Genomic DNA, 25,140 nt, shown 5'->3' on the forward strand with positions numbered 1-25,140 from the left:
GCTGGGAGTGGAGTTCGCCTATGTCTGAAATCGAAGTAAAGAAAACTCAAGAAAGCCTGCAGGATCGCCTGGCTCAGGTGGTCGAACTGCTGCAGCGCCAGCGCGTCGTCGAGGACCTGACTCATCGTCAGGAAGGTCCGCATCACGACCGCGTCGAAAACCTGGTTCACCGGCAAAACCTCGTCGAACTGCAACGCAAGCTCGATGATCTGCACTCCGCCGACGTCGCCTATATTCTCGAAGCCCTGCCGCTGGACGATCGTCTGACGCTCTGGCAATTGGTCAAGGCTGACCGCGACGGCGATATTCTGCTCGAAGTATCCGATTCCGTTCGTGAAACGCTGATCGCCGACATGGACGATCACGAACTGCTCGCGGCTGCCAAGGACATGGACGCCGACGAACTCGCTGACCTGGCTTCCGAGCTGCCGCGGGACGTCGTCCATGAATTGATGGAGAGCCTCGACAATCAGCAGCGTGAGCGCGTGCGTTCGGCCCTCTCCTACGACGAGGACCAGGTCGGTGCATTGATGGACTTCGAGATGGTGACCATCCGTGAGGATGTCAGTCTCGAAGTGGTCCTGCGTTATCTGCGCCGCCTGAAAGAACTCCCCGGCCATACCGACAAACTGTTCGTGGTCGATTACGACGGTGTGCTCAAGGGTGTACTGCCGATCAAGCGTCTGCTGGTCAATGATCCGGAAAAACAGGTCGCCGAAGTCATGGCCAGCGATCCGGTAAGCTTCCACCCGGACGAAGACGCCTACGATGCGGCGCAGGCGTTCGAGCGTTACGACTTGATCTCGGCGCCGGTGGTCGACAAGAACGGCAAGCTGATTGGCCGTCTGACCATTGACGAGATGGTCGACCTGATCCGTGAAGAGAGCGAAAGCGAAGTGCTCAACATGGCGGGTCTGCGCGAAGAGGAAGATATTTTCGCTTCCGTCTGGAAGTCGCTGCGCAACCGTTGGGCATGGCTGGCCGTCAACCTGATCACGGCGTTTGTCGCATCGCGTGTGATTGGTCTGTTCGAAGGATCGATCGAGAAGCTGGTGGCACTCGCTGCATTGATGCCGATCGTCGCCGGTATCGGTGGCAACTCCGGTAATCAGACGATCACCATGATCGTACGCGCCATGGCGCTTGATCAGGTCAGCACCGGTAATACGTCGCGGCTGATGCGCAAGGAGCTTGCGGTAGGTCTGATCAATGGCCTGGTGTGGGGTGGGGTAATCGGTGTCGTGGCCTATCTGCTATACGGCAGTTGGTCGCTAGGCGTGGTAATGACTGCCGCGATGACACTGAACCTGTTATTGGCTGCGTTGATGGGGGTATTGATTCCGATGACGCTGGCTAAGATGGGCCGGGATCCGGCGATGGGCGCCAGTGTGATGATCACTGCCATGACCGACAGCGGTGGCTTCTTCATCTTTCTGGGGTTGGCGACGATCTTCCTGCTCTAACTGATCGCGCTGAAACAACCCGCCAGTCTGGCGGGTTTTTTTTGCCCTGTAAAACGCGAATTTCGGGCAAAAAAAAGCCAGCAATCAAGCTGGCTTGAGGTGTTCGTTGTTACTCAGGACGCGTCTGCGGCCATTTCTGCATCGTGTGCAATCAGCGAAACCAGTGCGTTCTGCTGACGGTGCGACAACTGACGGAAGCGTTGCAACAGCTCGCGCTCGTGCAACGACAGCTCCGGGCTGTCCAGGCGCATGCTCAGCTCTTCGCCCAGTGCGCCTTCCTGAATAAGACTCTGCTCAAGGCGCGCAATGATCTCGGAGTTCATGCTGCGATGATGATTGCGAGCCACCTCGGCAATGCGTTCACGCATTCCGTCTGGCAGACGTACGACGAACTTGTCAGCCGTACGGCTGGAATAAATTGCCTGTTTCAATGGGCGCATATATTTAACCGGTTAGTTCAGGGGAGCGGTTCTCGGGATTGGCCGCAGGATGTGTGGTAGGACAAGCATCCGCGCCAAATGGTTCAACCTGAATTGTTAAGAGGCCGGCATCATGCCTCAAAATTGCCAGATCATTGGCGTCAATTCTGTGACAAATATTGAGCCGGGTAAAGGCGTAATGCCAGCACCAATCATCAGAAATGCGGACTGGTTGGAAATCTTTGCCTGTGTCCCCTGCTCTGCCTAGGTGTCATCGGCTTCCACGGATGCTCTAAGGTGCCATAGGGTGCATGCTAAGCAGCTGCGCATCGTTGTTACTGACCTTTACAGGATAGTGGCAAATTGCCGATTTACTAGTGGCGGGCATCCGTAGAGGGCGTTTAAGGGATGGATGGCAAGCTTATTTATTTGATGGGTCCGTCGGGTTCAGGCAAAGACAGTCTGATCGAGGCTGCTCGCCAACCATTGCGTGCATTGAATTGTGAAGTCATGCGCCGGGTGATTACCCGATCCGCCGAATCGGTGGGGGAGGATGCTATCGGAGTGACGCCCGATGAATTTGACCAACGCGAGCGAGCAGGCGATTTTGCCTTGGCTTGGCACGCCAATGGTTTGTCCTATGGCATTCCCGTGGAAATGGATCGACGCCTGCGTGCTGGCCAAAACGTTTTGGTTAATGGTTCGCGAGCTAATCTACGCCAAGCGATGACGCTTTACCCAGGGCTAGTAGCGGTCTTGTTGACGGTTCGGGACGATGTATTACGAGAGCGTCTGCTCAACCGTGGTCGTGAAACGCTTGAGCAGATCGATCAGAGGCTGGGTCGTAATGCGCAGTTCAAGGACAGGAGGTCGAGCGATGGGCCTGTGTACCTCATCGACAACTCAGGCAACCTGGCGGATGCCGTGAATCAACTTCTGGCTTTGATTGCGCTTAGCGCAAAACCGGATCGAATTTGATTTTTCGTCCGGCAGCCAACGCCAAAACGAATAACACCCCAAAGACGCCGCTGCCAACCAGCGGCAGGCTGATCTCGGTGTCCTCGAACAGCGAAAAATGCACAGCGCCGCTCAACAGGGCGAGGATCAGTAATCCCGCAGCTGACTTGGACATTACTTTGTACTCCTGAAGATATTCAAAAAACCAGTCGTTCTGAGGTTGCCGTCGGAAGTGACCGCTCGGAATCGCTCACGGCTTGCGGCGCGCCCTGATTGCTTAACACTGCGAGTTGAGGTGCCTTCTGTACCTGCAAGTAATGCGGTACGCGTTGAGCCACGGATTCGGGTGCTTTGCGCTCGGGGATAAACTGAGAACCGACCAAAACCGCCAAAGCAATTGCATTTGCAAGCAAAAGGGTGCTGTTCATGGGGCTGGGCTCCGAATGTTCTTTTATAGGACAGGCAAAGCACTCGCCGTGCCAACAGTCTAGCGGCTGTTAAGTCCTTTAAAGACAAGCATTTGAACGATTTTGAGCAAGCGCGCTGGTTGCAATCTGCAATGCCGGTGTTTTCACGGTCGTGCAAAATGCCGGTAATTCTTCGCGCAACCGGGTGGGGTAGCGTCCTACACTTAAAAAGCCGTGGGATGACATGACAAATCAGGGTTCGGCCGTTAACATGCACGCCGTCCGTCACGCAGCGCTTGCTGCGGCTTACCTGTGTCTCAGTAGCTCAATTGGATAGAGCATCCCCCTCCTAAGGGGAAGGTTGGCAGTTCGAACCTGCCCTGGGACACCATCTATATCAACTTCCTCCTTAAGATGGCTGCTCACCCCGAGTGGGATGACTTTTGGCTGCCTGTTACAGGCGCCATCGGGCTGACCGCTAGCATCGCTTCTATATAAAGCGGTAGTGAAGCGAGAATGCGTGAAAAGCGAAATTAACGGTTGACGGCAGATCTGAGGTGTCTATAATTCGCCCCACTTCCGGCGCAGTCGAAACGGAAAACTCCTTGAGATTCAATGAGTTAAGTAGGTTTCGGCGATAAGCGGTTTCAGTTCATCGAAGCCCGAAAGGAAGTTGAAAAAGAGGTGTTGACAGCAGCGTGTAACGCTGTAGAATTCGCCTCCCGCTGACGAGAGATCGGAAGCGCAAGTGGTTGAAGTTGTTGAAGAAATCTTCGAAAGCTTCTGAAAATAATCACTTGACAGCAAATGAGGCTGCTGTAGAATGCGCGCCTCGGTTGAGACGAAAGATCTTAACCAACCGCTCTTTAACAACTGAATCAAGCAATTCGTGTGGGTGCTTGTGGAGTCAGACTGATAGTCAACAAGATTATCAGCATCACAAGTTACTCCGCGAGAAATCAAAGATGTAACCAACGATTGCTGAGCCAAGTTTAGGGTTTCTTAAAAACCCAAAGATGTTTGAACTGAAGAGTTTGATCATGGCTCAGATTGAACGCTGGCGGCAGGCCTAACACATGCAAGTCGAGCGGATGAAGGGAGCTTGCTCCTGGATTCAGCGGCGGACGGGTGAGTAATGCCTAGGAATCTGCCTGGTAGTGGGGGACAACGTTTCGAAAGGAACGCTAATACCGCATACGTCCTACGGGAGAAAGCAGGGGACCTTCGGGCCTTGCGCTATCAGATGAGCCTAGGTCGGATTAGCTAGTTGGTGAGGTAATGGCTCACCAAGGCGACGATCCGTAACTGGTCTGAGAGGATGATCAGTCACACTGGAACTGAGACACGGTCCAGACTCCTACGGGAGGCAGCAGTGGGGAATATTGGACAATGGGCGAAAGCCTGATCCAGCCATGCCGCGTGTGTGAAGAAGGTCTTCGGATTGTAAAGCACTTTAAGTTGGGAGGAAGGGTTGTAGATTAATACTCTGCAATTTTGACGTTACCGACAGAATAAGCACCGGCTAACTCTGTGCCAGCAGCCGCGGTAATACAGAGGGTGCAAGCGTTAATCGGAATTACTGGGCGTAAAGCGCGCGTAGGTGGTTCGTTAAGTTGGATGTGAAATCCCCGGGCTCAACCTGGGAACTGCATTCAAAACTGTCGAGCTAGAGTATGGTAGAGGGTGGTGGAATTTCCTGTGTAGCGGTGAAATGCGTAGATATAGGAAGGAACACCAGTGGCGAAGGCGACCACCTGGACTGATACTGACACTGAGGTGCGAAAGCGTGGGGAGCAAACAGGATTAGATACCCTGGTAGTCCACGCCGTAAACGATGTCAACTAGCCGTTGGGAGCCTTGAGCTCTTAGTGGCGCAGCTAACGCATTAAGTTGACCGCCTGGGGAGTACGGCCGCAAGGTTAAAACTCAAATGAATTGACGGGGGCCCGCACAAGCGGTGGAGCATGTGGTTTAATTCGAAGCAACGCGAAGAACCTTACCAGGCCTTGACATCCAATGAACTTTCCAGAGATGGATTGGTGCCTTCGGGAACATTGAGACAGGTGCTGCATGGCTGTCGTCAGCTCGTGTCGTGAGATGTTGGGTTAAGTCCCGTAACGAGCGCAACCCTTGTCCTTAGTTACCAGCACGTTATGGTGGGCACTCTAAGGAGACTGCCGGTGACAAACCGGAGGAAGGTGGGGATGACGTCAAGTCATCATGGCCCTTACGGCCTGGGCTACACACGTGCTACAATGGTCGGTACAAAGGGTTGCCAAGCCGCGAGGTGGAGCTAATCCCATAAAACCGATCGTAGTCCGGATCGCAGTCTGCAACTCGACTGCGTGAAGTCGGAATCGCTAGTAATCGTGAATCAGAATGTCACGGTGAATACGTTCCCGGGCCTTGTACACACCGCCCGTCACACCATGGGAGTGGGTTGCACCAGAAGTAGCTAGTCTAACCTTCGGGAGGACGGTTACCACGGTGTGATTCATGACTGGGGTGAAGTCGTAACAAGGTAGCCGTAGGGGAACCTGCGGCTGGATCACCTCCTTAATCGACGACATCAGCTGCTCCATGAGCTCCCACACGAATTGCTTGATTCATTGAAGAAGACGATAGAAGCAGCCCGAAATTGGGTCTGTAGCTCAGTTGGTTAGAGCGCACCCCTGATAAGGGTGAGGTCGGCAGTTCGAATCTGCCCAGACCCACCAATTTTGTGTGGGAAACGCCGGTAGAAATACGGGGCCATAGCTCAGCTGGGAGAGCGCCTGCCTTGCACGCAGGAGGTCAGCGGTTCGATCCCGCTTGGCTCCACCACTACTGCTTCTCTTGTATAAAGCTTAGAAATGAGCATTCCATCGTTGTGATGGTGAATGTTGATTTCTAGTCTTTGGCTAGATCGTTCTTTAAAAATTTGGGTATGTGATAGAAAGATAGACTGGACGTTACTTTCACTGGTAACGGATCAGGCTAAGGTAAAATTTGTGAGTTCTCTTAATTGAGAAATTCGAATTTTCGGCGAATGTCGTCTTCACAGTATAACCAGATTGCTTGGGGTTATATGGTCAAGTGAAGAAGCGCATACGGTGGATGCCTTGGCAGTCAGAGGCGATGAAAGACGTGGTAGCCTGCGAAAAGCTTCGGGGAGTCGGCAAACAGACTTTGATCCGGAGATGTCTGAATGGGGGAACCCAGCCATCATAAGATGGTTATCTTGTACTGAATACATAGGTGCAAGAGGCGAACCAGGGGAACTGAAACATCTAAGTACCCTGAGGAAAAGAAATCAACCGAGATTCCCTTAGTAGTGGCGAGCGAACGGGGACTAGCCCTTAAGTGGCTTTGAGATTAGCGGAACGCTCTGGAAAGTGCGGCCATAGTGGGTGATAGCCCTGTACGCGAAAATCTTTTAGTCATGAAATCGAGTAGGACGGAGCACGAGAAACTTTGTCTGAATATGGGGGGACCATCCTCCAAGGCTAAATACTACTGACTGACCGATAGTGAACTAGTACCGTGAGGGAAAGGCGAAAAGAACCCCGGAGAGGGGAGTGAAATAGATCCTGAAACCGTATGCGTACAAGCAGTGGGAGCCCACTTTGTTGGGTGACTGCGTACCTTTTGTATAATGGGTCAGCGACTTATTTTCAGTGGCGAGCTTAACCGAATAGGGGAGGCGTAGCGAAAGCGAGTCTTAATAGGGCGTCTAGTCGCTGGGAATAGACCCGAAACCGGGCGATCTATCCATGGGCAGGTTGAAGGTTAGGTAACACTGACTGGAGGACCGAACCGACTACCGTTGAAAAGTTAGCGGATGACCTGTGGATCGGAGTGAAAGGCTAATCAAGCTCGGAGATAGCTGGTTCTCCTCGAAAGCTATTTAGGTAGCGCCTCATGTATCACTGTAGGGGGTAGAGCACTGTTTCGGCTAGGGGGTCATCCCGACTTACCAAACCGATGCAAACTCCGAATACCTACAAGTGCCGAGCATGGGAGACACACGGCGGGTGCTAACGTCCGTCGTGAAAAGGGAAACAACCCAGACCGTCAGCTAAGGTCCCAAAGTTATGGTTAAGTGGGAAACGATGTGGGAAGGCTTAGACAGCTAGGAGGTTGGCTTAGAAGCAGCCACCCTTTAAAGAAAGCGTAATAGCTCACTAGTCGAGTCGGCCTGCGCGGAAGATGTAACGGGGCTCAAACCATACACCGAAGCTACGGGTATCATCTTCGGATGATGCGGTAGAGGAGCGTTCTGTAAGCCTGTGAAGGTGAGTTGAGAAGCTTGCTGGAGGTATCAGAAGTGCGAATGCTGACATGAGTAACGACAATGGGTGTGAAAAACACCCACGCCGAAAGACCAAGGTTTCCTGCGCAACGTTAATCGACGCAGGGTTAGTCGGTCCCTAAGGCGAGGCTGAAAAGCGTAGTCGATGGAAAACAGGTTAATATTCCTGTACTTCTGGTTATTGCGATGGAGGGACGGAGAAGGCTAGGCCAGCTTGGCGTTGGTTGTCCAAGTTTAAGGTGGTAGGCTGAGATCTTAGGTAAATCCGGGATCTTAAGGCCGAGAGCTGATGACGAGTTACCCTTTGGGTGACGAAGTGGTTGATGCCATGCTTCCAAGAAAAGCTTCTAAGCTTCAGGTAACCAGGAACCGTACCCCAAACCGACACAGGTGGTTGGGTAGAGAATACCAAGGCGCTTGAGAGAACTCGGGTGAAGGAACTAGGCAAAATGGCACCGTAACTTCGGGAGAAGGTGCGCCGGTGAGGGTGAAGGACTTGCTCCGTAAGCTCATGCCGGTCGAAGATACCAGGCCGCTGCGACTGTTTATTAAAAACACAGCACTCTGCAAACACGAAAGTGGACGTATAGGGTGTGACGCCTGCCCGGTGCCGGAAGGTTAATTGATGGGGTTAGCTAACGCGAAGCTCTTGATCGAAGCCCCGGTAAACGGCGGCCGTAACTATAACGGTCCTAAGGTAGCGAAATTCCTTGTCGGGTAAGTTCCGACCTGCACGAATGGCGTAACGATGGCGGCGCTGTCTCCACCCGAGACTCAGTGAAATTGAAATCGCTGTGAAGATGCAGTGTATCCGCGGCTAGACGGAAAGACCCCGTGAACCTTTACTATAGCTTTGCACTGGACTTTGAATTTGCTTGTGTAGGATAGGTGGGAGGCTTTGAAGCGTGGACGCCAGTTCGCGTGGAGCCATCCTTGAAATACCACCCTGGCAACTTTGAGGTTCTAACTCAGGTCCGTTATCCGGATCGAGGACAGTGTATGGTGGGTAGTTTGACTGGGGCGGTCTCCTCCTAAAGAGTAACGGAGGAGTACGAAGGTGCGCTCAGACCGGTCGGAAATCGGTCGTAGAGTATAAAGGCAAAAGCGCGCTTGACTGCGAGACAGACACGTCGAGCAGGTACGAAAGTAGGTCTTAGTGATCCGGTGGTTCTGTATGGAAGGGCCATCGCTCAACGGATAAAAGGTACTCCGGGGATAACAGGCTGATACCGCCCAAGAGTTCATATCGACGGCGGTGTTTGGCACCTCGATGTCGGCTCATCACATCCTGGGGCTGAAGCCGGTCCCAAGGGTATGGCTGTTCGCCATTTAAAGTGGTACGCGAGCTGGGTTTAGAACGTCGTGAGACAGTTCGGTCCCTATCTGCCGTGGACGTTTGAGATTTGAGAGGGGCTGCTCCTAGTACGAGAGGACCGGAGTGGACGAACCTCTGGTGTTCCGGTTGTCACGCCAGTGGCATTGCCGGGTAGCTATGTTCGGGAAAGATAACCGCTGAAAGCATCTAAGCGGGAAACTTGCCTCAAGATGAGATCTCACTGGAACCTTGAGTTCCCTGAAGGGCCGTCGAAGACTACGACGTTGATAGGTTGGGTGTGTAAGCGCTGTGAGGCGTTGAGCTAACCAATACTAATTGCCCGTGAGGCTTGACCATATAACACCCAAGCAATTTGCGTCGAACAGACCAGATTGCGGTGTGTGAAGACGAAACGAACCGAAAGTTCGATGTTCACAAAACACCGACAGCTGTCACATACCCAATTTGCTGAAGCGAGGCCATCTGGTCACGAGTCAGTACCCGAATTTCTTGACGACCATAGAGCGTTGGAACCACCTGATCCCATCCCGAACTCAGCAGTGAAACGATGCATCGCCGATGGTAGTGTGGGGTTTCCCCATGTGAGAGTAGGTCATCGTCAAGATTAAATTCCGAAACCCCAATTGCGAAAGCAGTTGGGGTTTTGTTTTGCCTGCGAAAAAGTTTGAGGCGTCGACCAAGCCGACGAATCGACATGGCGTACCTTCCGATCCAGTGCCTTAATGTTTCTCTTTCGGGGCAGGGGGGATGACCATGCGACGTCGTGGAGCCAGCTATTGGTTATGGATCAACAGCCGTTTGCCGATGTACGGCCATGACGAGACACTGAGCGACGGCTTACAGATCGAGGTTCAGGCTCGCATAGGCCTGAGTGGCGACACGCAAGTGTTTATCGGCGTGTATACGAAGGAGGGGCGAGCGATCAGTGAAGAGTTTCATGACCGCGGCACAGACATTTCCTGCGAAGTTGCGCTGAAGTGGGGAAGCGAGCGAGCCCGGGAGATCGTTATCGCTCAGCAGGTCTTCGCCGCCCCGCATCGTACTCAGACAACGCTGAGTGCAGTGGTGACCGACCCCTCGATAGTTGCGATCCGGCGGATGGAGATGAGCGAGCACGAGCGCCTTAAACTCAAGGCGTCGGATGCCTGGTCAGAATATCTGGCTGCCAAGACCGCCATGCTCGATCTGATGCGCCTGAGGCGCGTCGATCCAGGCATTTGGGCCGAGAGCAAGGCGCGCCTTCAGCAGGCGATCGACCGTCGCGTGTGCATCCAGCGCGCCTATCTAAGCTGAATCGCTTACAGGCGCTGCGAGCGGCGCAGCGCCTCGATGGTTTCGATCAAATCGTCATAGGCCACTGGTTTGCCGAGGTGCTGGTCGAAACCTGCTTCACGGGACTTCTGCATATCGCTTTGCGTGCCATAACCAGTGAGGGCGATGGCGGGTACATTTTTCACCAGCGGCAATTTGCGTAACGCGCTCATCAGTTCGTAGCCGCTCATGACCGGCATGCCCAGATCGGAAATGATCAGATCGAAACGCGTGCCCTCAGCCGCTTTCAGTGCGGCAACCGGATGATCGAATGCGGTAACGTCCGCGTCTTCCATTTCCAGCAGCATTTTCAGCGTTTCGAGCACTTCCGGTGAGTCATCCACCAGCAGGATACTCAGGCCATCCAGTTTGCCAGATGCCACTTCAACCTCTTGTGGCGAACTTTCTTCGACCACATCAATTGCCAATGGCAGGCACACGGTAAAGGTGCAACCAGCGCCCAGGCCAGGCGAGGTGACCAGTACCGAGCCGTGTTGTGCTTCAGTCAGTTGCCTGACCAGTGACAGACCAATCCCCAAACCTTCGCGCTGATGATTGGTGTGCTGTTTTTCCGCCTGGCCGAACAGATCGAACACATGTTCCAGATTTTCCGCAGCGATGCCGACGCCGTTGTCCTTGATGTCCAGACGAGCCATTTGCGCACTGCGACTGGCGATCAATTCGATTCGTCCGGTCGGTGGGGTGAATTTCAGCGCATTGTTCACCAGGTTCCAGATGATCTGCTCCACCCGCGTCGGGTCGGCATGAATGATCAGTGGCTCGGTGGGCAAGTGCAGATCAACGCGCGTCGCATGCTGTTCGTTGATCACCACGGTATGGATATCACGCAGTACGGCGCTCAGATCAACCCGTGTCAGTTGCAGCTTGAGCTTGCCGGTGCGCACTCGCGCGACGTCGAGCAGGTCATCGATGATCCGCGCCTGGCTGTTGACTGCATCGCAGATGGTATTGACCGCTTTCGTCGCCGGCCCTGCGGTACGGATAACCGGAAGGCGTCGCAGCAGCTCGGCGTTGAGCTGAATAAGGTTCAGTGGATGTTTGAGTTCATGGGACATGACCGCAAAGAACTCATCGCGCAGGGACACCGTGTTGCGCGTCTGCGCCAGTTCCTGGCTCTGCTCGTCCTGGGCGCGTTTGTGGCCGGTCAGGTCGCGCGCGATCTTCACGTAGCCTTGCAGATAATCGCCGCTGAGCAGGGTGACCTCGCCACTGCAGAAGAAGCGGCTGCCATCCTTGCGCTGGTGCCAGCGTTCATCTTCGGCGCGGCCGTGGGTACGGGCAGTCGCCAGTTCGTTCTCGGCCATGCCGGCAGCACGATCTTCGGCAGTAAAGATGAAATCGTAGAACGCACCCTCGGCCTCGGCCTTGGTGTAGCCGAAGATCAGTTCGGCGCCTTTGTTCCAGCTGGTGATCGCGCCTTGTTCGTCGAGAATGATGATCGCGTAATCGCGGGTGCTCTCGGCCACCAGGCGCATGCGTTCTTCGCCCAGGCGCAATTCTTCTTCGGCGGCGCGGCGTTTCGTGATGTCGATGAAGGTCAGCACGGTGCCGTCGATATGATCTTCGCTGGAGCGATAGGGCAGTAACCGGGCGATGTACCAGCGATTATCGGTGCTGTTCACTTCACGTTCGATCATGTTCAGCGACTCGAACACTTGCGCGGCGTCCTCGGCGAGGTCGGCATAATTCAAGCGATGGGTAATGTCGAGCAATGAACGACCGGTGTCGACCGGCAGCATGCTGAAAATGTCGGTAGCGCGCGGGGTGAACCACTTGATGCGCATGCTGCGATCGACAAACACCGTGGCGATGTCGGTGGAGGCGATCAGGTTGGTCAGGTAATCGTTGATCTTGTCGGTTTCTTCGACTTTGGTTTTCAGCTCGTAATTGACCGTCAACAGCTCTTCGTTGATCGACTGCAGTTCTTCCTTGCTGGTTTCCAGCTCTTCGGTGGCCGAGCGCAACTCCTCGTTGATGGCCTGCATCTCTTCGTTGGAGGCTTTCAGTTCTTCGCTGGAGACTTCCGACTGTTCAATGGTGTCCTGCAGGTGCAGCTTGGTGCGTTGCAGTTCGCGCTCAAGGTTCGACAGCACCTGGCTTTCGGTCTGCAACATGGTGGTGGCTGCGTGTTCGGCGGGATCGATTTCCACTTCCTCGAAGATCACCAGCACGCATTCGCTGTCCGACTCGTCGTCTTTATACGGTTGGGCGATCAGATCGATGCGGAACTGCCGCTCTTCGCGCTTGAGGATCACTTCCCGCGAGCGCACGGTCAGGTTGCTTTGCTGCACCTGGAAGAGCGTTGTGCGAATCTCCAGGCGCAGCTCCGGCAGGATCAGCGTCAGCAGGTTGCGCGACAGCTCGCCGCCGACATGTCGCAGAAAGCGCCCGGCGCTTTCGCTCATGTGCAGGATATCGGCGTTGCTGTCGACAATGATGCTCGGCGGCGCCGAACGCTCGATCGCACGTCGATGAATGTCGGCGAACGACAACTTGGGTTGTTCGCTGGGCTTCACTTCCGGACGCGAGACACTGCTGCGCATATAGCCGCCACGCGGCATGGTCGGCGTGCGACGGCTGTTCGGCGTGCCGGTCTTGGCGCGGAAGATGCGGTTGCGCTTGTCCACCGGAGTGAACAATTCATGGCAGGCATCGGCGCTTTCCGAAGTGCCGAGAAACAGGAAGCCACCCGGTCGCAAGGCAAAGTGAAACATCTGCAGGATCTCGCGCTGCACTTCGCGATCAAGATAGATCAGCAGATTGCGGCAAGTGATCAGATCGATCTGCGAAAACGGCGGATCGGACAACAGGCTGTGCTTGGCAAACAGAACCTTTTCGCGGATTTCCTTGCGGATGCGGTAATGCTCGTCGTCTTTAACGAAATAATGGCGCAGGCGATTAGGCGGTACGTCGGTAACGATGGCTTGCGGGTAAGTGCCGGCGCGGCCGACGCTGATCGCACGTTCGTCGATATCGGTGGCGAACACTTGCAGGTTGGCCTTGCTGTTTTCGACCTGCAACTGATCGTCGAGCAGGATCGCCAGGCTGTAGGCTTCCTCGCCGGTAGAGCAGCCGGCAGACCAGACGCGCAATTCCTCTTTTTCCGCCGAGCTGGATACCGACTGCACCAATTGCGGCAGCACTTCGCGCTCCAGCGCCTCGAAGGCTTCGCGGTCGCGAAAGAAGTTGGTCACACCGATCAGCATGTCGCCCAGCAGCGCCTTGGCTTCGTCTGCGGTGTTTTGCAGGTAATCGTAATAGGCGCTGAGGTCGGACTGGCCGGTGACCTGCATGCGCCGCTCGATGCGGCGCAGCACGGTGGCGCGCTTGTAGTGTTTGAAATCGTGGCCGGTACTTGCGCGCAGATAGATCAGGATGTCATGCAAACGCTGTTCGGCAATCGCCGCTTCCTGGTCGCTGGACGGCGATTGCACTTTGATGTCGGGGTCATTGGCGCTGGGCAGGGTGATGTTCTGCGAATTGCTCCACAACTCCATCAGCTTCTGCGGCATTTCCACCACTGGCAGCACCAGGTCGACCATTCGCGTTTCGATCGCGGCGCGCGGCATGCCGTCGTATTCGGCGTCTTCAGGCACTTGCGCCAAGGTGACGCCGCCCTGTTCCTTGATCCGCGACAAACCCACTGCGCCATCGGAGCCGGTGCCCGACAGCACCACGCAAAACGCCCGTTCGCGATGCACATCGGCGAGATCGCGGAAGAACAGGTCGATCGCCGAATGTCGGGTGGTTTGTGTGGCGGCGGTGCTCACGCGTAAGTAACCATCGTTCATCGACAGCGATTGCGCGGGCGAAATGACGTACACGCAGTTTTTCTCGATCGGCACCGGTTGCGTCACCTGCAGCACCGGCATCCGCGTCGATTCCTGGATGATCTTGTCAGCGACGCTCTGATGATCCGGCGATAAATGCAGGATGATCACGAAGGCCATGCCAGTGTCTTGCGGCATGTGCTCGAAAAACAGCTTGATCGCTTGCAGTCCGCCAGCGGACGCGCCGATGCCGACCACCGGGAAGTCCAGGTGGCTGGGGCTCAGGCCTCGGCGCTCGGGAGCAGAGGGCGAGGAGGGTGATTTCGAGGTCATGACTTCGGCCTTGAGAAGGCGACGGTTGGGGTCGCGGTGGATCAAAAAACGCATGGGTAACTGCGCAGGATAATCCTGTTTCCGACTTTTTTCCTGCCGCAGTTCGAATGGCGTGCTGGTTGTTTTGTGTTGACCTCGCTCTTGACCTAAACGCACCAACAATCTTCAAGAGATTCGAGGGAGCGGCCGATAACCCGTTCGGTGACAGCAACGTCGCGCGAAATCGCTTGATAGCATTTGGCCGGCAGCTATCATCTGCGCGCCTGAAATTGCCCTCTCTTCATTTGCCTGGAAATCGTCGATGTCGTCGTATCACCAAAAAAGCTTTCTGATCGTCGATGATTTTTCGGATTTCCGCAGTTCCGTGCGTTCGATGCTGCGTGAACTGGGCGTCAAGGATGTCGATACTGCCGACACGGGTGAGCAGGCGCTGAAGATGTGCTCGCAGAAATCCTACGATTTCATCCTGCAGGATTTCCATCTCGGCGACGGCAAGAAAAACGGCCAGCAAGTGCTCGAAGACCTGATGTCGGAAAAGCTCATCAGTCACGAAGCGGTGTTCGTCATGGTCACCGCCGAAACCAGTCAGGCGATGGTGCTCAGTGCGCTGGAACACGAGCCCGATGCGTACCTGACCAAGCCGTTCAACCGCTCCGGCCTGGCCCAGCGCCTGGAGCGCCTGGAGCAGCGCAAAACCCTGCTCAAACCGATTCTGCAAGCCCTCGACCGTGGCAAACCGGTCGAGGTGCTCAACGCCTGCATCGCCCTGTGCAAGCAGGACATCCGCTATTCGCCGCTGTGCCTGCGCTATCGCGCCGATGCGCTGCGCGATATGAATCAGAACGAAGCGCTGGAACGCCTCTATGACGGCATCATCGCCGACCGCCCATTGCCATGGGCGTTCGCCGGTCTGGGCAAGCTGCTGTTCAAGCGTGGCCAGGTGACGCAGGCCAAAGAAGTCTATGAGAAAGCCTTGAAAGTCTTCCCGATGATGCCGGCGCTGTATGACGGCATGGCCGACGTGCTGGTGGCCGAGGGTGACAGCAAAGGCGCGCAACGGGTGCTGGAAGAAGCGATTCGCCTGTCACCGTTGGCGGTGCGTCGTCAGGCCTTGCTGGGCAAATTGGCGATGGCCAACGAAGACTTCGAAACCGCCTCGCGCGCCTATCGTCAGGCCGTGTCGCAAGGCGCGCAGTCGCGCTTCAAGGACCCGGAAAGCAACCTCGGCCTGGCGCATGCGCTGATCAGCAAGGGCAGTGATCGTGGACTCGACACGCGCACGCGACTGGAGATCAACACCACGCTCAGCGCGGTCGCCAAAGAAAACCCGAGTGACCCCGGCCTGCAGATTCGTGCACGTCTGATGAAGGCCACCAGTCTGCTGCTCAACGATGCGGAAACCGCCGACAAGCTCACCGAGCAAGCGCTGATGCGCCTCGACGGCATGGAACAGTTCATGAGCCCGGAAGCGGCGTTGCTGGTGGCCAAGCAGTTGCAGATGCTCGGTCAGGCCGAGGCGGGCACCTCGATGCTCAAGAGCTGTGCGGAAATCTATGGTGATGACCCGGCGGTGATGAAAGACATCGCCAAGCTCACCGATGACCCGACCATTCTCAGCTCCAGCAACGCCGCTGCCGACCTCAACCGTCAAGGCGTGCGGGTCTACAAGACCGGCAACCTGGTGGAAGCCCGCGAGGTATTCCGCAAGGCGTTGAAGATGCAACCGAAGAACCTCAGCATCGCGTTGAACCTGGCCCAGTCGCTGTTGCATGGCACCGACACCAGTGTGCCGTCGGCGGAGCTGGAAGAATGTCGGGCCTGCCTGAAAATGGTCGGCCTGATGCCCGACACCGACGCGCGGTTTGCGCGTTATCAGAAGCTGAAAAGCAAGGCGTTTGGCGAATGAACCAAGACGAGCAGGCGCTGGATTTCTCCACGGTGATCGCCTCCACCGTCCACGACATGAAAAACTCCCTGGCTATGCTTACGCAGGCGCACAGCCAATGGCTGGCGCGTCTGCCGCCAGCGCAGCGCGAGGGCGCGGAGCAGGGCGTGATCGACTTCGAGTTCGCTCACCTAAACGGCATGCTCGTGCAGTTGCTCGGGCTGTACAAGCTCGGCGTCAATCAGCTGCCGCTGCAACCGGCCTATCACGAACTCGACGATTTCATCGAGGCGCAACTGGCCGCGCATCAAGAGGTGTTCGCCAGCCGCGGCATCATCGCCACCTATGAAGTCGATCCGCTGAGCCCGCTGGGTTTCTTCGATCGCGAACTGATTGCTTCGGTGCTGAGCAACTGCATCAACAACGCCATTCGTTATGCACGCGAATCATTGTTGATCACCGTGAGTGACGAGGCCGGGCAACTGGTCCTGAGCATCAACGATGACGGCGCCGGTTATCCGCGCGATATGCTCGAGCGTCAGGCCGATTACGTGCAAGGCATCAATCACAGCAGCGGCAGTACCGGGCTCGGCCTGTATTTCGCCAATCGCATCGCGGCGCTGCATCAGCGCAATGGTGTAGAAGGGCGTACGGAAATCAGTAACGGCGGGCCGCTCGGCGGCGGTGTGTTCAGCCTGTATCTGCCGTAACAACGGTTTTTGTTTGACGCTGCTTGATATTCCGAACAGCCGGAGCCTATTTTGTACGGGTCGCCGTTCGCGGCTCGCACAATAACAAGGATTGCGTCATGACAACCGATGGCCAGCGCTCACTCGCACAGCGACTGACGGGCATTGATGAGATTGAATGTGTAACGCCGGATCTGAACGGCGTGCCGCGCGGCAAAGTGATGACTGCCGAGGCTTTCCTCGAAGGGCGGCGCCTGCAGTTGGCGCGGGGTGTGCTGCTGCAATGCATCATGGGCGGTTATCCGCCGGCGCGGTTTTACGGCAGCGATGACGGCGACCTCGCCCTCGTCGCCGAACCGACCCAGATCCATCGCCTGCCCTGGAGTGACGAGCCGCGCGCCCTGGCGATTTGCGACGCTGACGAGCTGAGCGGCGAAAGTTCGCCGCTGTCGACCCGTGGCCAGCTAAAGAAAGTCATTGCCCGTTACGCCGAGCGCGGATTGGCGCCGGTGGTGGCGACCGAGCTGGAGTTTTTTGTTTTCGCGCCCAACCCTGATCCGACCCAAGCGTTTCGCCCGCCCGTCGGCCTCGACGGTCGTCGCGAGGACGGGCAGTCGGCATTCAGCGTCAGCTCCAATAACGGGCTGCGACCGTTTTTCAGCGAGGTCTATAAATGCATGGCCGCGCTGGGCTTGCCGCGCGACACCTTCATGCACGAAATGGGCGTCAGCCAGTTCGAGATCAATCTGCTGCACGGCGATCCGCTGTTGCTGGCCGACCAGACGTTCCTGTTCAAGCACCTGCTCAAAGAGGTCGCGCTCAAGCACGGCCTGACCGTCGTGTGCATGGCCAAGCCGCTGGCGCACACGCCGGGCAGTTCGATGCACATTCACCAGAGCGTGGTCGAAATCGGCAGCGGCAGAAACGTCTTCAGTGACGCGAGCGGCGAGGCGACTGCGATGTTCCGCCATTTCATCGGCGGGCAGCAGGCGGCGATGACGGATTTCACCGCACTGTTTGCACCCAACGTGAATTCCTATCAGCGCCTGTGCCATCCGTATGCGTCGCCGAACAATGCCTGCTGGTCCCACGACAACCGTGCGGCCGGGCTGCGCATTCCGGCCAGTTCGCCGGTCGCTCGTCGGGTCGAAAACCGCTTGCCGGGCGCCGACGCGAATCCGTATCTGGCGCTCGCCGCCAGTCTGGCCGCGGGTTTGCATGGCATCGAGCAGGAACTCGAGCCCAGCGAGGCGATCCAGGGCGAGTTTGTCGTGCCGGATAATCTTGCGTTGCCGTGTACCTTGCATGCTGCTCTGGAACGTCTGAAGCGTAGCCACTTGGCCAGGGAACTGTTCGGACCCGAGTTCATCGAAGGCTACATCGCGTCGAAGACCATGGAGTTGACCAGCTTCTTCGATGAAATCACCCCCTGGGAACGGCGTGTTCTAGCAGCCCAGGCCTGACGTACTGTCGCCATCGGGCTAGCGCTTGTTAGCCCGAAATCTACTGCAAGGAGCCGCTCGGAACGCCGATGCGCCAAATCTGGAAATCCTTTCGAGCGCTGTATTTCGCCTCGCTGATGATGTTGATCGGCTCGGGCCTTCTCTCCACCTATCTGGCCTTGCGTCTGGCAGCAGACAATGTCGACGGCCTGTGGGTCGGTGCGCTGATGGCCGCCAACTATTTTGGTCTGGTGCTGGGCGGCAAGATCGGTCACCGACTGATCGCCCGGGTCGGGCACATTCGCGCTTATTCGGCGTGTGCCGGGATTGTCGGTGCGGCAGTGCTGGGCCATGGTCTGGTGGATTGGCTGCCGGCGTGGCTGGTGCTGCGGACCATCGTCGGCCTCGGCATGATGTGCCAGTACATGGTGATCGAGAGCTGGCTCAACGAGCAGGCCGACGCCAATCAGCGCGGTCTGGTGTTCAGCGGTTACATGATCGCTTCGTATCTGGGCCTGGTGCTCGGTCAGTTGATTCTGGTCATGCACCCGGGCCTCGGCCTGGAGCTGCTGATGCTGGTCGCGCTGTGCTTTGCGCTGTGTCTGGTGCCGGTGGCGCTGACCCGGCGGATTCACCCGGCGCCCCTGCATCCGGCGCCGATGGAGCCGCGCTTCTTTATCAAGCGGGTGCCGCAGTCGTTGAGCACGGTGCTCGGCGCCGGCCTGATCATCGGTTCGTTTTACGGTCTGGCGCCGTTGTATGCCTCGCAGCAAGGGCTGTCGACCGAGCAGGTCGGTCTGTTCATGGGTAGCTGCATCTTTGCCGGTTTGCTGGTGCAGTGGCCGCTCGGCTGGTTGTCCGATCGCTACGACCGGGCGCTGTTGATCCGCTGCTTCGCCGGGTTTCTGGCAGTGGCGGCTTTACCGTTGGCGGTGTTGCCGCAGGTACCGCTGGAAGTGCTGTTTGTGGTGGGTTTCCTCTGTTCGCTGGTGCAATTCTGCCTGTATCCGTTGGCCGTGGCGTTTTCCAACGACCATGTCGAGGGCGATCGACGGGTGTCGCTGACGGCGATGCTGCTGGTGACCTACGGTGTGGGCGCGAGCATCGGGCCGCTGCTGGCCGGCGTGCTGATGAAGTTTCTCGGCAGCCAGAGTCTGTATGCGTTCTTCAGCTTTTTTGCGCTGGTGCTGGTGTGGCGGATTCGGCCAAAAGCGGTGACCAATCTGCATCAGGTCGATGATGCGCCGCTGCATCACGTCGCCATGCCCGACAGCATGTCGAGTTCGCCACTGGTGGCGGCGCTCGACCCACGGGTCGACGAGCAAGTGGTGCAAGAGCAGATGGTCCAGGACCCGGCACCGTCCAGTCCAGAACCTGAACCCGAGCCAGCCGAACCGCAGCCAGCCACGGCCGAAGATGATGTGAGCAGCGCAGATGACAAGCCTGCGCCGGATATCAGTGGCGCGCGGCCCTGAATCGAAGATAAGCACTCGCGCATAAAAAAGGGCAGTCCTGTGAGGGGCTGCCCTTTTTTGTGGGTCGCTACGGCTCAGAGATCGTCTTTATCAAACCGCCGCGCTTCACGTTGAAGCTGATAAACGAAACGTTCGACGTTGCGCGCGGCCGGGCCGCTGATGTTGTGAAAGCGCAGGCCGGCGAAGGTGATATTGAGCTTTTCTTCGAAGTGCAGGTAGCGCAGTTCGACGGCGATCGGCTGGTTGCCGAACAGCGGCGGGGCAATCAAGCGGTCGTAGACCTGGCCCAGTTGCAGGCGGTCGGTGATGTCGCCTTCGAAACGAAACTTGCAACCGGTCGCGGAGATATCCAGCAGCTTGCCATGGATCGGCGACTTGAGTTTTTCACCACCCAGTTCAACGCTGACCAGATCAGTCAGTTTCAGCGCGGCACGGAAGGCGTTGCGGCGCTGGTGGTAAACCACTTCGGTCGGCAGCTCGCCGGTATAGAACCGATCGCCGTCGGATTCTTCGATATTCAGCGTGCCGTTGCATTCCCAGGCGATGCGTACGCCGTCATGAAAACCTTCAACCTTGAACGGCTCGCCGGCGAGCAGGAAGCGTTCGCCATCGCGCGGGATCATTTCGTCCAGAGCGATCGAGGCGCTGTCGCGGTCGACTTTGATCAGGTAGCTCTGGAAGCGCTGGCTGCGCTCGTGGAAGGTGATGATCAGCGGATCGTGGCTGTCCTGCAGCTGGCGCAGGTTGCTGGAGATTTCCAGTGGCGTGGTGAGCACCTTAGGTGGCTGCGGAGCATCATCCGCGCTGAGGGCGTTGGACACGGTTTATCAATCTCCAGACAAAATATGACGACTAGCCAGCATTTTGCCAGCATGTTCCGCGGGTTGATAGAGCTGGCGCATCAACGGCTCATGCCTGGCTGAGCGGACGCGGTTTGGCGGGCTTGGCAAAGGTGCCGCTGGCGTCGTACAACGCTGGCGGTTCGCCCCCGGTGAGGATTTTCAGCTGATTGGCCGTGGTGGCCTGCTGAATGCGGATCGACTGGCCATTCTTGACGTTGGCTGCCTGGCATTGGGCAATCAGGTCGGTCAGGGCGTCGCCCTGACGCAACAACTGCTCGCCAACGCTCGATTGCGCGGCCAGTTGTTGCAGGCCGTTGCGATCGGTCGGCAGATTAAGGCTGGCGAGAATTTCGCTGCGCTTGCGGCCATGCTGTTCCAGCAGAATGATCAACGCCTGCTTGCGCGCCAGAATTTCTTCCAGCAGGGGCATGTCACGACCGTGCAACGCGAGGGATTCGGTTTGCAGCAACTCCAGCAGTTCTTGCGCTGGAGCAAAGTCGTCGTCGATCAGTTGCAATAAAGTAGTGTCGTGCATGGCTGGCCTTGGGGTTTAAGCGTCCAAAAGCCTGGCGCCGGCAAAAGCCTAGCGCTGGGCTTCGAAGTTGAGCAGTTTGCTGGCTACACGGTTGCTGTCGACTTTATAGCTGCCATCGGCAATCGCGGCTTTCAACTCGGCCACACGGGCTTTGTCGACAGCAGGCTGATCGCGCAGCTTGTCAGTGACCTTCTGCAACTGTTGAGCCTCATTGCTGAGGTGTACCGATTCCCCGCTTTTGGCGGCATTGGCCTGTTCGGCCTGGGTATTCAGCGGCGCGGAGGGGCTGTTTTCAGCGCTTTCCTTGGCGTTGCTGGTACGTGTGCTGCCTGTCAGTGACGAGGAACTGTTCAAACGGCTGAAATCGATGACCATGATAAAAACCTCTGGGAATTTGGACGCTTGCCATGTTTTCGGCTATCCCATGAAAAACTTTAGGCACATTTTTCCAATGCGCCTGGCTGCATCGCGGCTTGTCCTGCTGCGACACAGTTTAGGGAAGCGGCGAGGTCGGCGCCAGTTTTCTCACAGGGCGTTCACATGGCCACTTCCACTTGTCCCGGCGCGGTGACCTGCGCCTTGATCACCCGTTGTGAATTGAGGTTTTTTACCCGGATCTGTTCTTTCAGGCCGCCGTTGGCCAGGGCTTCGCCCGGCATGCGCACGGCCAATGTCCCGCTGCGTGCGGTGATGACGACCTGATCGCCCTTGCGAATGACTTCCGCCTGCTCCAGATGAACCTGGGTGATGACCTGATCGGCGACCGTTGGTCGGGTCAATTTCTGCCCGATCGCTTCGTCCACCGAAGTCAGAAAGCCCTGATTGATCTGGCTGACGTCGCGCTCGCGCAAGGTCACGTCCTGCGGCTCGATAATGCCGGCGCGTTTGAGCGCACGCGTGGTCGTCACAATCTCGCGAAACAGCCGGACTTGAGCGGGTACGAACACCGTCCAGGGCGATGTACCCTCGCAGCGAACCTTCACCGTAACCCGGCCCAAAGGACGTGCCGGACTCTCCAGCGTCGCTGTCAATTCCTTGTCGCACATCGGCATGCGCATGCGTGGGTCGAGCTGGTTGACTTCGATTTCATAACGGCCTTCGGTTTGACTGCTCGTCAGATAGTCTTCTACGGTGAACTCAAGAAAGCCCTGAGTGACGCCGATAAGCATGTCAGGCAAGGTAACCGCATCAGCATTGGCAGGACTGCCAAAGAACAAGCAGCAAATGGCGCACGCACTGGCAAGCGCTCTGCGGAGAGGCGCTGTCAGGTGTCGGGAAAATGTCGTTTGAATGTTCATACGGGTTAAAAAGCAAGCGCCGTGCCGTTTAGCAATGAATGTGCGTCGCAACAACACTTGGCGTTGATGTAGGAGTCTGGGCATGGCGGGTGTAATGGATTCGGTGAACCAGCGCACGCAACTGGTAGGGCAGAATCGCCTGGAGCTGTTGTTGTTCCGTCTCGACGGTCAGCAGCTCTATGGCATCAACGTGTTCAAGGTACGGGAAGTGTTGCAATGCCCGTCGCTGACGTTGATGCCCAAGTCCAGTCCTGTGGTGTGCGGGGTGGCAAATATTCGCGGGGCGACCATTCCGATCCTCGATCTGGCAATGGCGACCGGTTCCGGGGCTTTGAAAGACAAGAACAGTCCGTTCGTGATCATCACGGAGTACAACACCAAGACCCAGGGTTTCCTGGTCCGCTCGGTGGAGCGCATCGTCAACATGAACTGGGAAGAGATCCATCCGCCGCCCAAGGGCACCGGTCGCGATCACTACCTGACGGCTGTGACTCGGGTCGACAATCAGTTAGTCGAAATCATCGACGTCGAGAAAGTGCTGGCGGAAGTCGCACCGACGCCGGAAGCGATTTCGGTGGGCGTGGTCGATGTCGAGACCCAGACCAAGGCGTTGTCGCTGCGGGTGTTGACGGTCGATGACTCGTCGGTGGCGCGCAAGCAGGTCACCCGTTGTCTGCAGACGATCGGCGTCGAAGTGGTGGCGCTGAACGACGGCAAGCAGGCGCTGGATTACCTGCGCAAGCTGGTCGACGAAGGCAAGAAACCGGAAGAAGAGTTCCTGATGATGATTTCCGACATCGAGATGCCGGAGATGGACGGGTACACCCTGACGGCGGAAATCCGCGGCGACGCACGCATGCAAAAGCTCCATATCATCCTGCATACTTCGTTGTCGGGGGTATTCAATCAGGCGATGGTCAAGAAAGTCGGCGCCGATGACTTCCTGGCTAAATTCCGTCCTGATGACCTGGCATCCCGGGTAGTCGACCGGATCAAAGCAGCAGATATCAGCTAGGGACCTACTGTCCCTGGTAGTCAACACGATTTAAGAGGCGGCACCATTGTCTACGGGTAATTTGGATTTCGAACAGTTCCGGGTCTTCCTGGAAAAGGCCTGTGGCATTTTGCTCGGTGAAAACAAGCAATATCTGGTCTCCAGCCGTCTCAACAAACTGATGGAGCAGCAAGGCATCAAGTCGCTGGGTGAGCTGGTGCAACGCATCCAGACCCAGCCGCGCAGCGGTTTGCGCGAGCAGGTGGTCGATGCCATGACGACCAACGAAACCTTGTGGTTTCGCGACACCTATCCGTTTGAAGTGTTGAAGAACAAGGTCCTGCCGGAAGCGATCAAGGCCAGCCCCAACCAGCGCTTGCGCATCTGGTCGGCGGCCTGCTCGTCGGGTCAGGAACCGTACTCGCTGTCGATGTCGATCGACGAGTTCGAGCGCAGCAATCTCGGCCAGTTGAAGATGGGCGTGCAGATCGTTGCCACCGATCTGTCGGGCCTTATGCTCAACAACTGCAAGACCGGCGAGTACGACAGCCTGGCCATCGGCCGCGGTTTGTCGCCGGAACGTCTGCAACGCTACTTCGACCCGAAAGGGCCGGGGCGCTGGGTGGTCAAGGCACCGATCAAGAGCCGGGTGGAGTTCCGCTCGTTCAACCTGCTCGACAGCTATGCCGCGCTGGGCAAATTCGACATCGTGTTCTGCCGCAACGTGCTGATCTACTTCTCTGCCGAAGTGAAGAAAGACATCCTGTTGCGCATTCACAGTACGTTGAAGCCGGGCGGGTATCTGTTCCTTGGCGCTTCCGAAGCGCTGAACGGTTTGCCGGATCACTACCAGATGGTTCAGTGCAGCCCGGGGATCATTTACAAGGCGAAGTGATTGCTGCGGCAATAACAAAAACGGGAGTCCTCATGGGGCTCCCGTTTTTTTGTGCCTGCCGTAATTGTTCCTGACACCAATAACCCCTGTGGGAGCGGGCTTGCCCGCGATGGCGCCCTGTCAGTCGATATAAATTCACCAGATATACCGTCATCGCGGGCAAGCCCGCTCCCACAGGGTTCATGTAACCGGCGAGAGGCAACCAAGCGGCAGAAAAGCGGCATCTGGCGGAAGGCGGTTGCCGCTTTTCTGGCATTGCCGCTTTGCCGATCGCCCGCAAAGCCACGGAAACCGGGAGTTTTACACTCTGGCACGACGCTTGCTAAAGCTCAGTTACGAAAAATCCGGTCACCTGAAGGTTCCCGACATGAGCATCAGCTTCGACAAAGCGCTCGGCATTCACGAAAAGGCTTTGGGCTTCCGCGCCCAGCGTGCCGAAGTGCTGGCCAACAACATCGCCAACGCCGATACCCCGAACTACAAGGCGCGGGATCTGGACTTCTCGAAAGTACTCGAAGCCCAGAGCCAGAAAAACGCCAACGGCACCATTGCCCTCAACAAGACCAACAGCCGTCACATCGAAGCTGAAGGTCTGGGCAATGGCGACGAGTCGCTGATGTATCGCACGCCGATGCAGCCTTCGATCGACCAGAACACCGTGGACGCTCAACTGGAACAGTCCAACTACGCGGAAAACGCCGTCGGCTTCCAGGCCAGCTTCACCCTGCTCAACAGCAAATTCAAAGGGCTGGTGTCAGCCCTGCGCGGAGAGTAATC

Annotated in this window: 18 protein-coding genes, 3 tRNA genes and 3 rRNA genes; 16 read left to right on the top strand and 8 right to left on the bottom strand. The window is 56.9% G+C overall.

Annotated features, from left to right (window positions below):
• The first annotated feature begins 20 nt into the window (after positions 1-20).
• Positions 21-1,463 carry a magnesium transporter gene (gene mgtE, locus BLU24_RS08555; protein ID WP_090285386.1) on the top strand — a complete coding sequence of 481 codons (1,443 nt, stop codon included), beginning with the start codon at positions 21-23 and terminating at the stop codon, positions 1,461-1,463.
• 113 nt (positions 1,464-1,576) lie between these two features.
• Here the strand turns inward: mgtE and BLU24_RS08560 are convergent, their stop codons facing one another.
• On the bottom strand, positions 1,577-1,903 hold the full coding sequence (locus BLU24_RS08560; RefSeq protein ID WP_003178899.1) for an Arc family DNA-binding protein: 327 nt from the start codon (positions 1,901-1,903) through the stop codon (positions 1,577-1,579).
• Between the two features lie 387 nt (positions 1,904-2,290).
• On the opposite strand from BLU24_RS08560, the gene phnN reads away from it, so the two are divergent.
• A complete protein-coding gene (gene phnN, locus BLU24_RS08565) occupies positions 2,291-2,860 on the top strand; it encodes a phosphonate metabolism protein/1,5-bisphosphokinase (PRPP-forming) PhnN (protein ID WP_093099227.1) in 570 nt (189 codons plus the stop codon).
• Here phnN and BLU24_RS08570 read toward each other — a convergent pair.
• Complete coding sequence (locus BLU24_RS08570; protein WP_093099229.1) at positions 2,835-3,014, bottom strand: PA3371 family protein; 180 nt, start codon at positions 3,012-3,014, stop codon at positions 2,835-2,837. The genes phnN and BLU24_RS08570 overlap by 26 nt on opposite strands.
• Positions 3,015-3,036: 22 nt before the next feature.
• Positions 3,037-3,267: a hypothetical protein gene (locus BLU24_RS08575; protein ID WP_093099231.1), complete on the bottom strand. Its 231-nt coding sequence runs from the start codon at positions 3,265-3,267 to the stop codon at positions 3,037-3,039.
• 293 nt (positions 3,268-3,560) lie between these two features.
• Here BLU24_RS08575 and BLU24_RS08580 point away from each other — a divergent pair.
• From BLU24_RS08580 to BLU24_RS08615, 7 genes are all read left to right on the top strand, one after another.
• Positions 3,561-3,637 (top strand) — tRNA-Arg (locus BLU24_RS08580).
• A 631-nt stretch (positions 3,638-4,268) separates the two neighbouring features.
• Positions 4,269-5,805, top strand: a 16S ribosomal RNA gene (locus BLU24_RS08590).
• An 81-nt stretch (positions 5,806-5,886) separates the two neighbouring features.
• Positions 5,887-5,963, top strand: a tRNA-Ile gene (locus BLU24_RS08595).
• A gap of 30 nt (positions 5,964-5,993) precedes the next feature.
• Positions 5,994-6,069: transfer RNA gene (locus BLU24_RS08600), tRNA-Ala, on the top strand.
• Between the two features lie 246 nt (positions 6,070-6,315).
• Positions 6,316-9,209 (top strand): 23S ribosomal RNA (locus tag BLU24_RS08605).
• Between the two features lie 152 nt (positions 9,210-9,361).
• A 5S ribosomal RNA gene (rrf, locus tag BLU24_RS08610) occupies positions 9,362-9,477 on the top strand.
• The 16S, 23S and 5S rRNA genes sit together here with 2 tRNA genes alongside, the layout of an rRNA operon.
• Before the next feature lie 149 nt (positions 9,478-9,626).
• On the top strand, positions 9,627-10,166 hold the full coding sequence (locus tag BLU24_RS08615) for a hypothetical protein (protein WP_093106537.1): 540 nt from the start codon (positions 9,627-9,629) through the stop codon (positions 10,164-10,166).
• A gap of 5 nt (positions 10,167-10,171) precedes the next feature.
• On the opposite strand, the gene BLU24_RS08620 is transcribed toward BLU24_RS08615, so the two are convergent.
• The gene (locus BLU24_RS08620) at positions 10,172-14,308 is read right to left on the bottom strand and encodes a CheR family methyltransferase (RefSeq protein ID WP_093106542.1); all 4,137 of its coding nucleotides are present in this window, start codon (positions 14,306-14,308) and stop codon (positions 10,172-10,174) included.
• Positions 14,309-14,609: 301 nt separating this feature from the next.
• Between BLU24_RS08620 and BLU24_RS08625 the strand changes: the two genes are divergently transcribed.
• From BLU24_RS08625 to BLU24_RS08640, 4 genes are all read left to right on the top strand, one after another.
• A complete protein-coding gene (locus BLU24_RS08625; protein ID WP_090285377.1) occupies positions 14,610-16,214 on the top strand; it encodes a tetratricopeptide repeat-containing response regulator in 1,605 nt (534 codons plus the stop codon).
• Positions 16,211-16,903, top strand: a complete 693-nt coding sequence (locus tag BLU24_RS08630) for a sensor histidine kinase (protein ID WP_093099233.1) — start codon at positions 16,211-16,213, stop codon at positions 16,901-16,903. The genes BLU24_RS08625 and BLU24_RS08630 overlap by 4 nt, the downstream gene beginning before the upstream one ends.
• Positions 16,904-17,103: 200 nt before the next feature.
• Positions 17,104-18,345, top strand: coding sequence for a glutamine synthetase family protein (locus tag BLU24_RS08635; protein ID WP_172833325.1), 1,242 nt, complete (start codon positions 17,104-17,106; stop codon positions 18,343-18,345).
• 68 nt (positions 18,346-18,413) lie between these two features.
• A complete protein-coding gene (locus tag BLU24_RS08640; RefSeq protein WP_090285370.1) occupies positions 18,414-19,799 on the top strand; it encodes an MFS transporter in 1,386 nt (461 codons plus the stop codon).
• Between the two features lie 74 nt (positions 19,800-19,873).
• Here BLU24_RS08640 and BLU24_RS08645 read toward each other — a convergent pair whose 3' ends face one another.
• From BLU24_RS08645 to flgA, 4 genes are all read right to left on the bottom strand, one after another.
• Positions 19,874-20,620, bottom strand: coding sequence for a flagellar brake protein (locus BLU24_RS08645; protein ID WP_090285368.1), 747 nt, complete (start codon positions 20,618-20,620; stop codon positions 19,874-19,876).
• An 88-nt stretch (positions 20,621-20,708) separates the two neighbouring features.
• Positions 20,709-21,176 carry a flagella synthesis protein FlgN gene (locus tag BLU24_RS08650; protein ID WP_093099237.1) on the bottom strand — a complete coding sequence of 156 codons (468 nt, stop codon included), beginning with the start codon at positions 21,174-21,176 and terminating at the stop codon, positions 20,709-20,711.
• A 48-nt stretch (positions 21,177-21,224) separates the two neighbouring features.
• Positions 21,225-21,551: a flagellar biosynthesis anti-sigma factor FlgM gene (gene flgM, locus BLU24_RS08655; RefSeq protein ID WP_090285364.1), complete on the bottom strand. Its 327-nt coding sequence runs from the start codon at positions 21,549-21,551 to the stop codon at positions 21,225-21,227.
• A 161-nt stretch (positions 21,552-21,712) separates the two neighbouring features.
• The gene (flgA, locus tag BLU24_RS08660; protein ID WP_093099239.1) at positions 21,713-22,474 is read right to left on the bottom strand and encodes a flagellar basal body P-ring formation chaperone FlgA; all 762 of its coding nucleotides are present in this window, start codon (positions 22,472-22,474) and stop codon (positions 21,713-21,715) included.
• Positions 22,475-22,556: 82 nt separating this feature from the next.
• Here flgA and BLU24_RS08665 point away from each other — a divergent pair, with 82 nt between their 5' ends.
• From BLU24_RS08665 to flgB, 3 genes are all read left to right on the top strand, one after another.
• Positions 22,557-23,489, top strand: coding sequence for a chemotaxis protein CheV (locus tag BLU24_RS08665; protein ID WP_090285360.1), 933 nt, complete (start codon positions 22,557-22,559; stop codon positions 23,487-23,489).
• A gap of 46 nt (positions 23,490-23,535) precedes the next feature.
• On the top strand, positions 23,536-24,363 hold the full coding sequence (gene cheR, locus BLU24_RS08670) for a protein-glutamate O-methyltransferase CheR (protein ID WP_016773612.1): 828 nt from the start codon (positions 23,536-23,538) through the stop codon (positions 24,361-24,363).
• 367 nt (positions 24,364-24,730) lie between these two features.
• On the top strand, positions 24,731-25,138 hold the full coding sequence (gene flgB, locus BLU24_RS08675; RefSeq protein ID WP_093099242.1) for a flagellar basal body rod protein FlgB: 408 nt from the start codon (positions 24,731-24,733) through the stop codon (positions 25,136-25,138).
• Positions 25,139-25,140 lie beyond the last annotated feature (2 nt).

Source organism: Pseudomonas sp. Z003-0.4C(8344-21), assembly GCF_900104975.1.
Lineage (GTDB): Bacteria > Pseudomonadota > Gammaproteobacteria > Pseudomonadales > Pseudomonadaceae > Aquipseudomonas > Aquipseudomonas granadensis.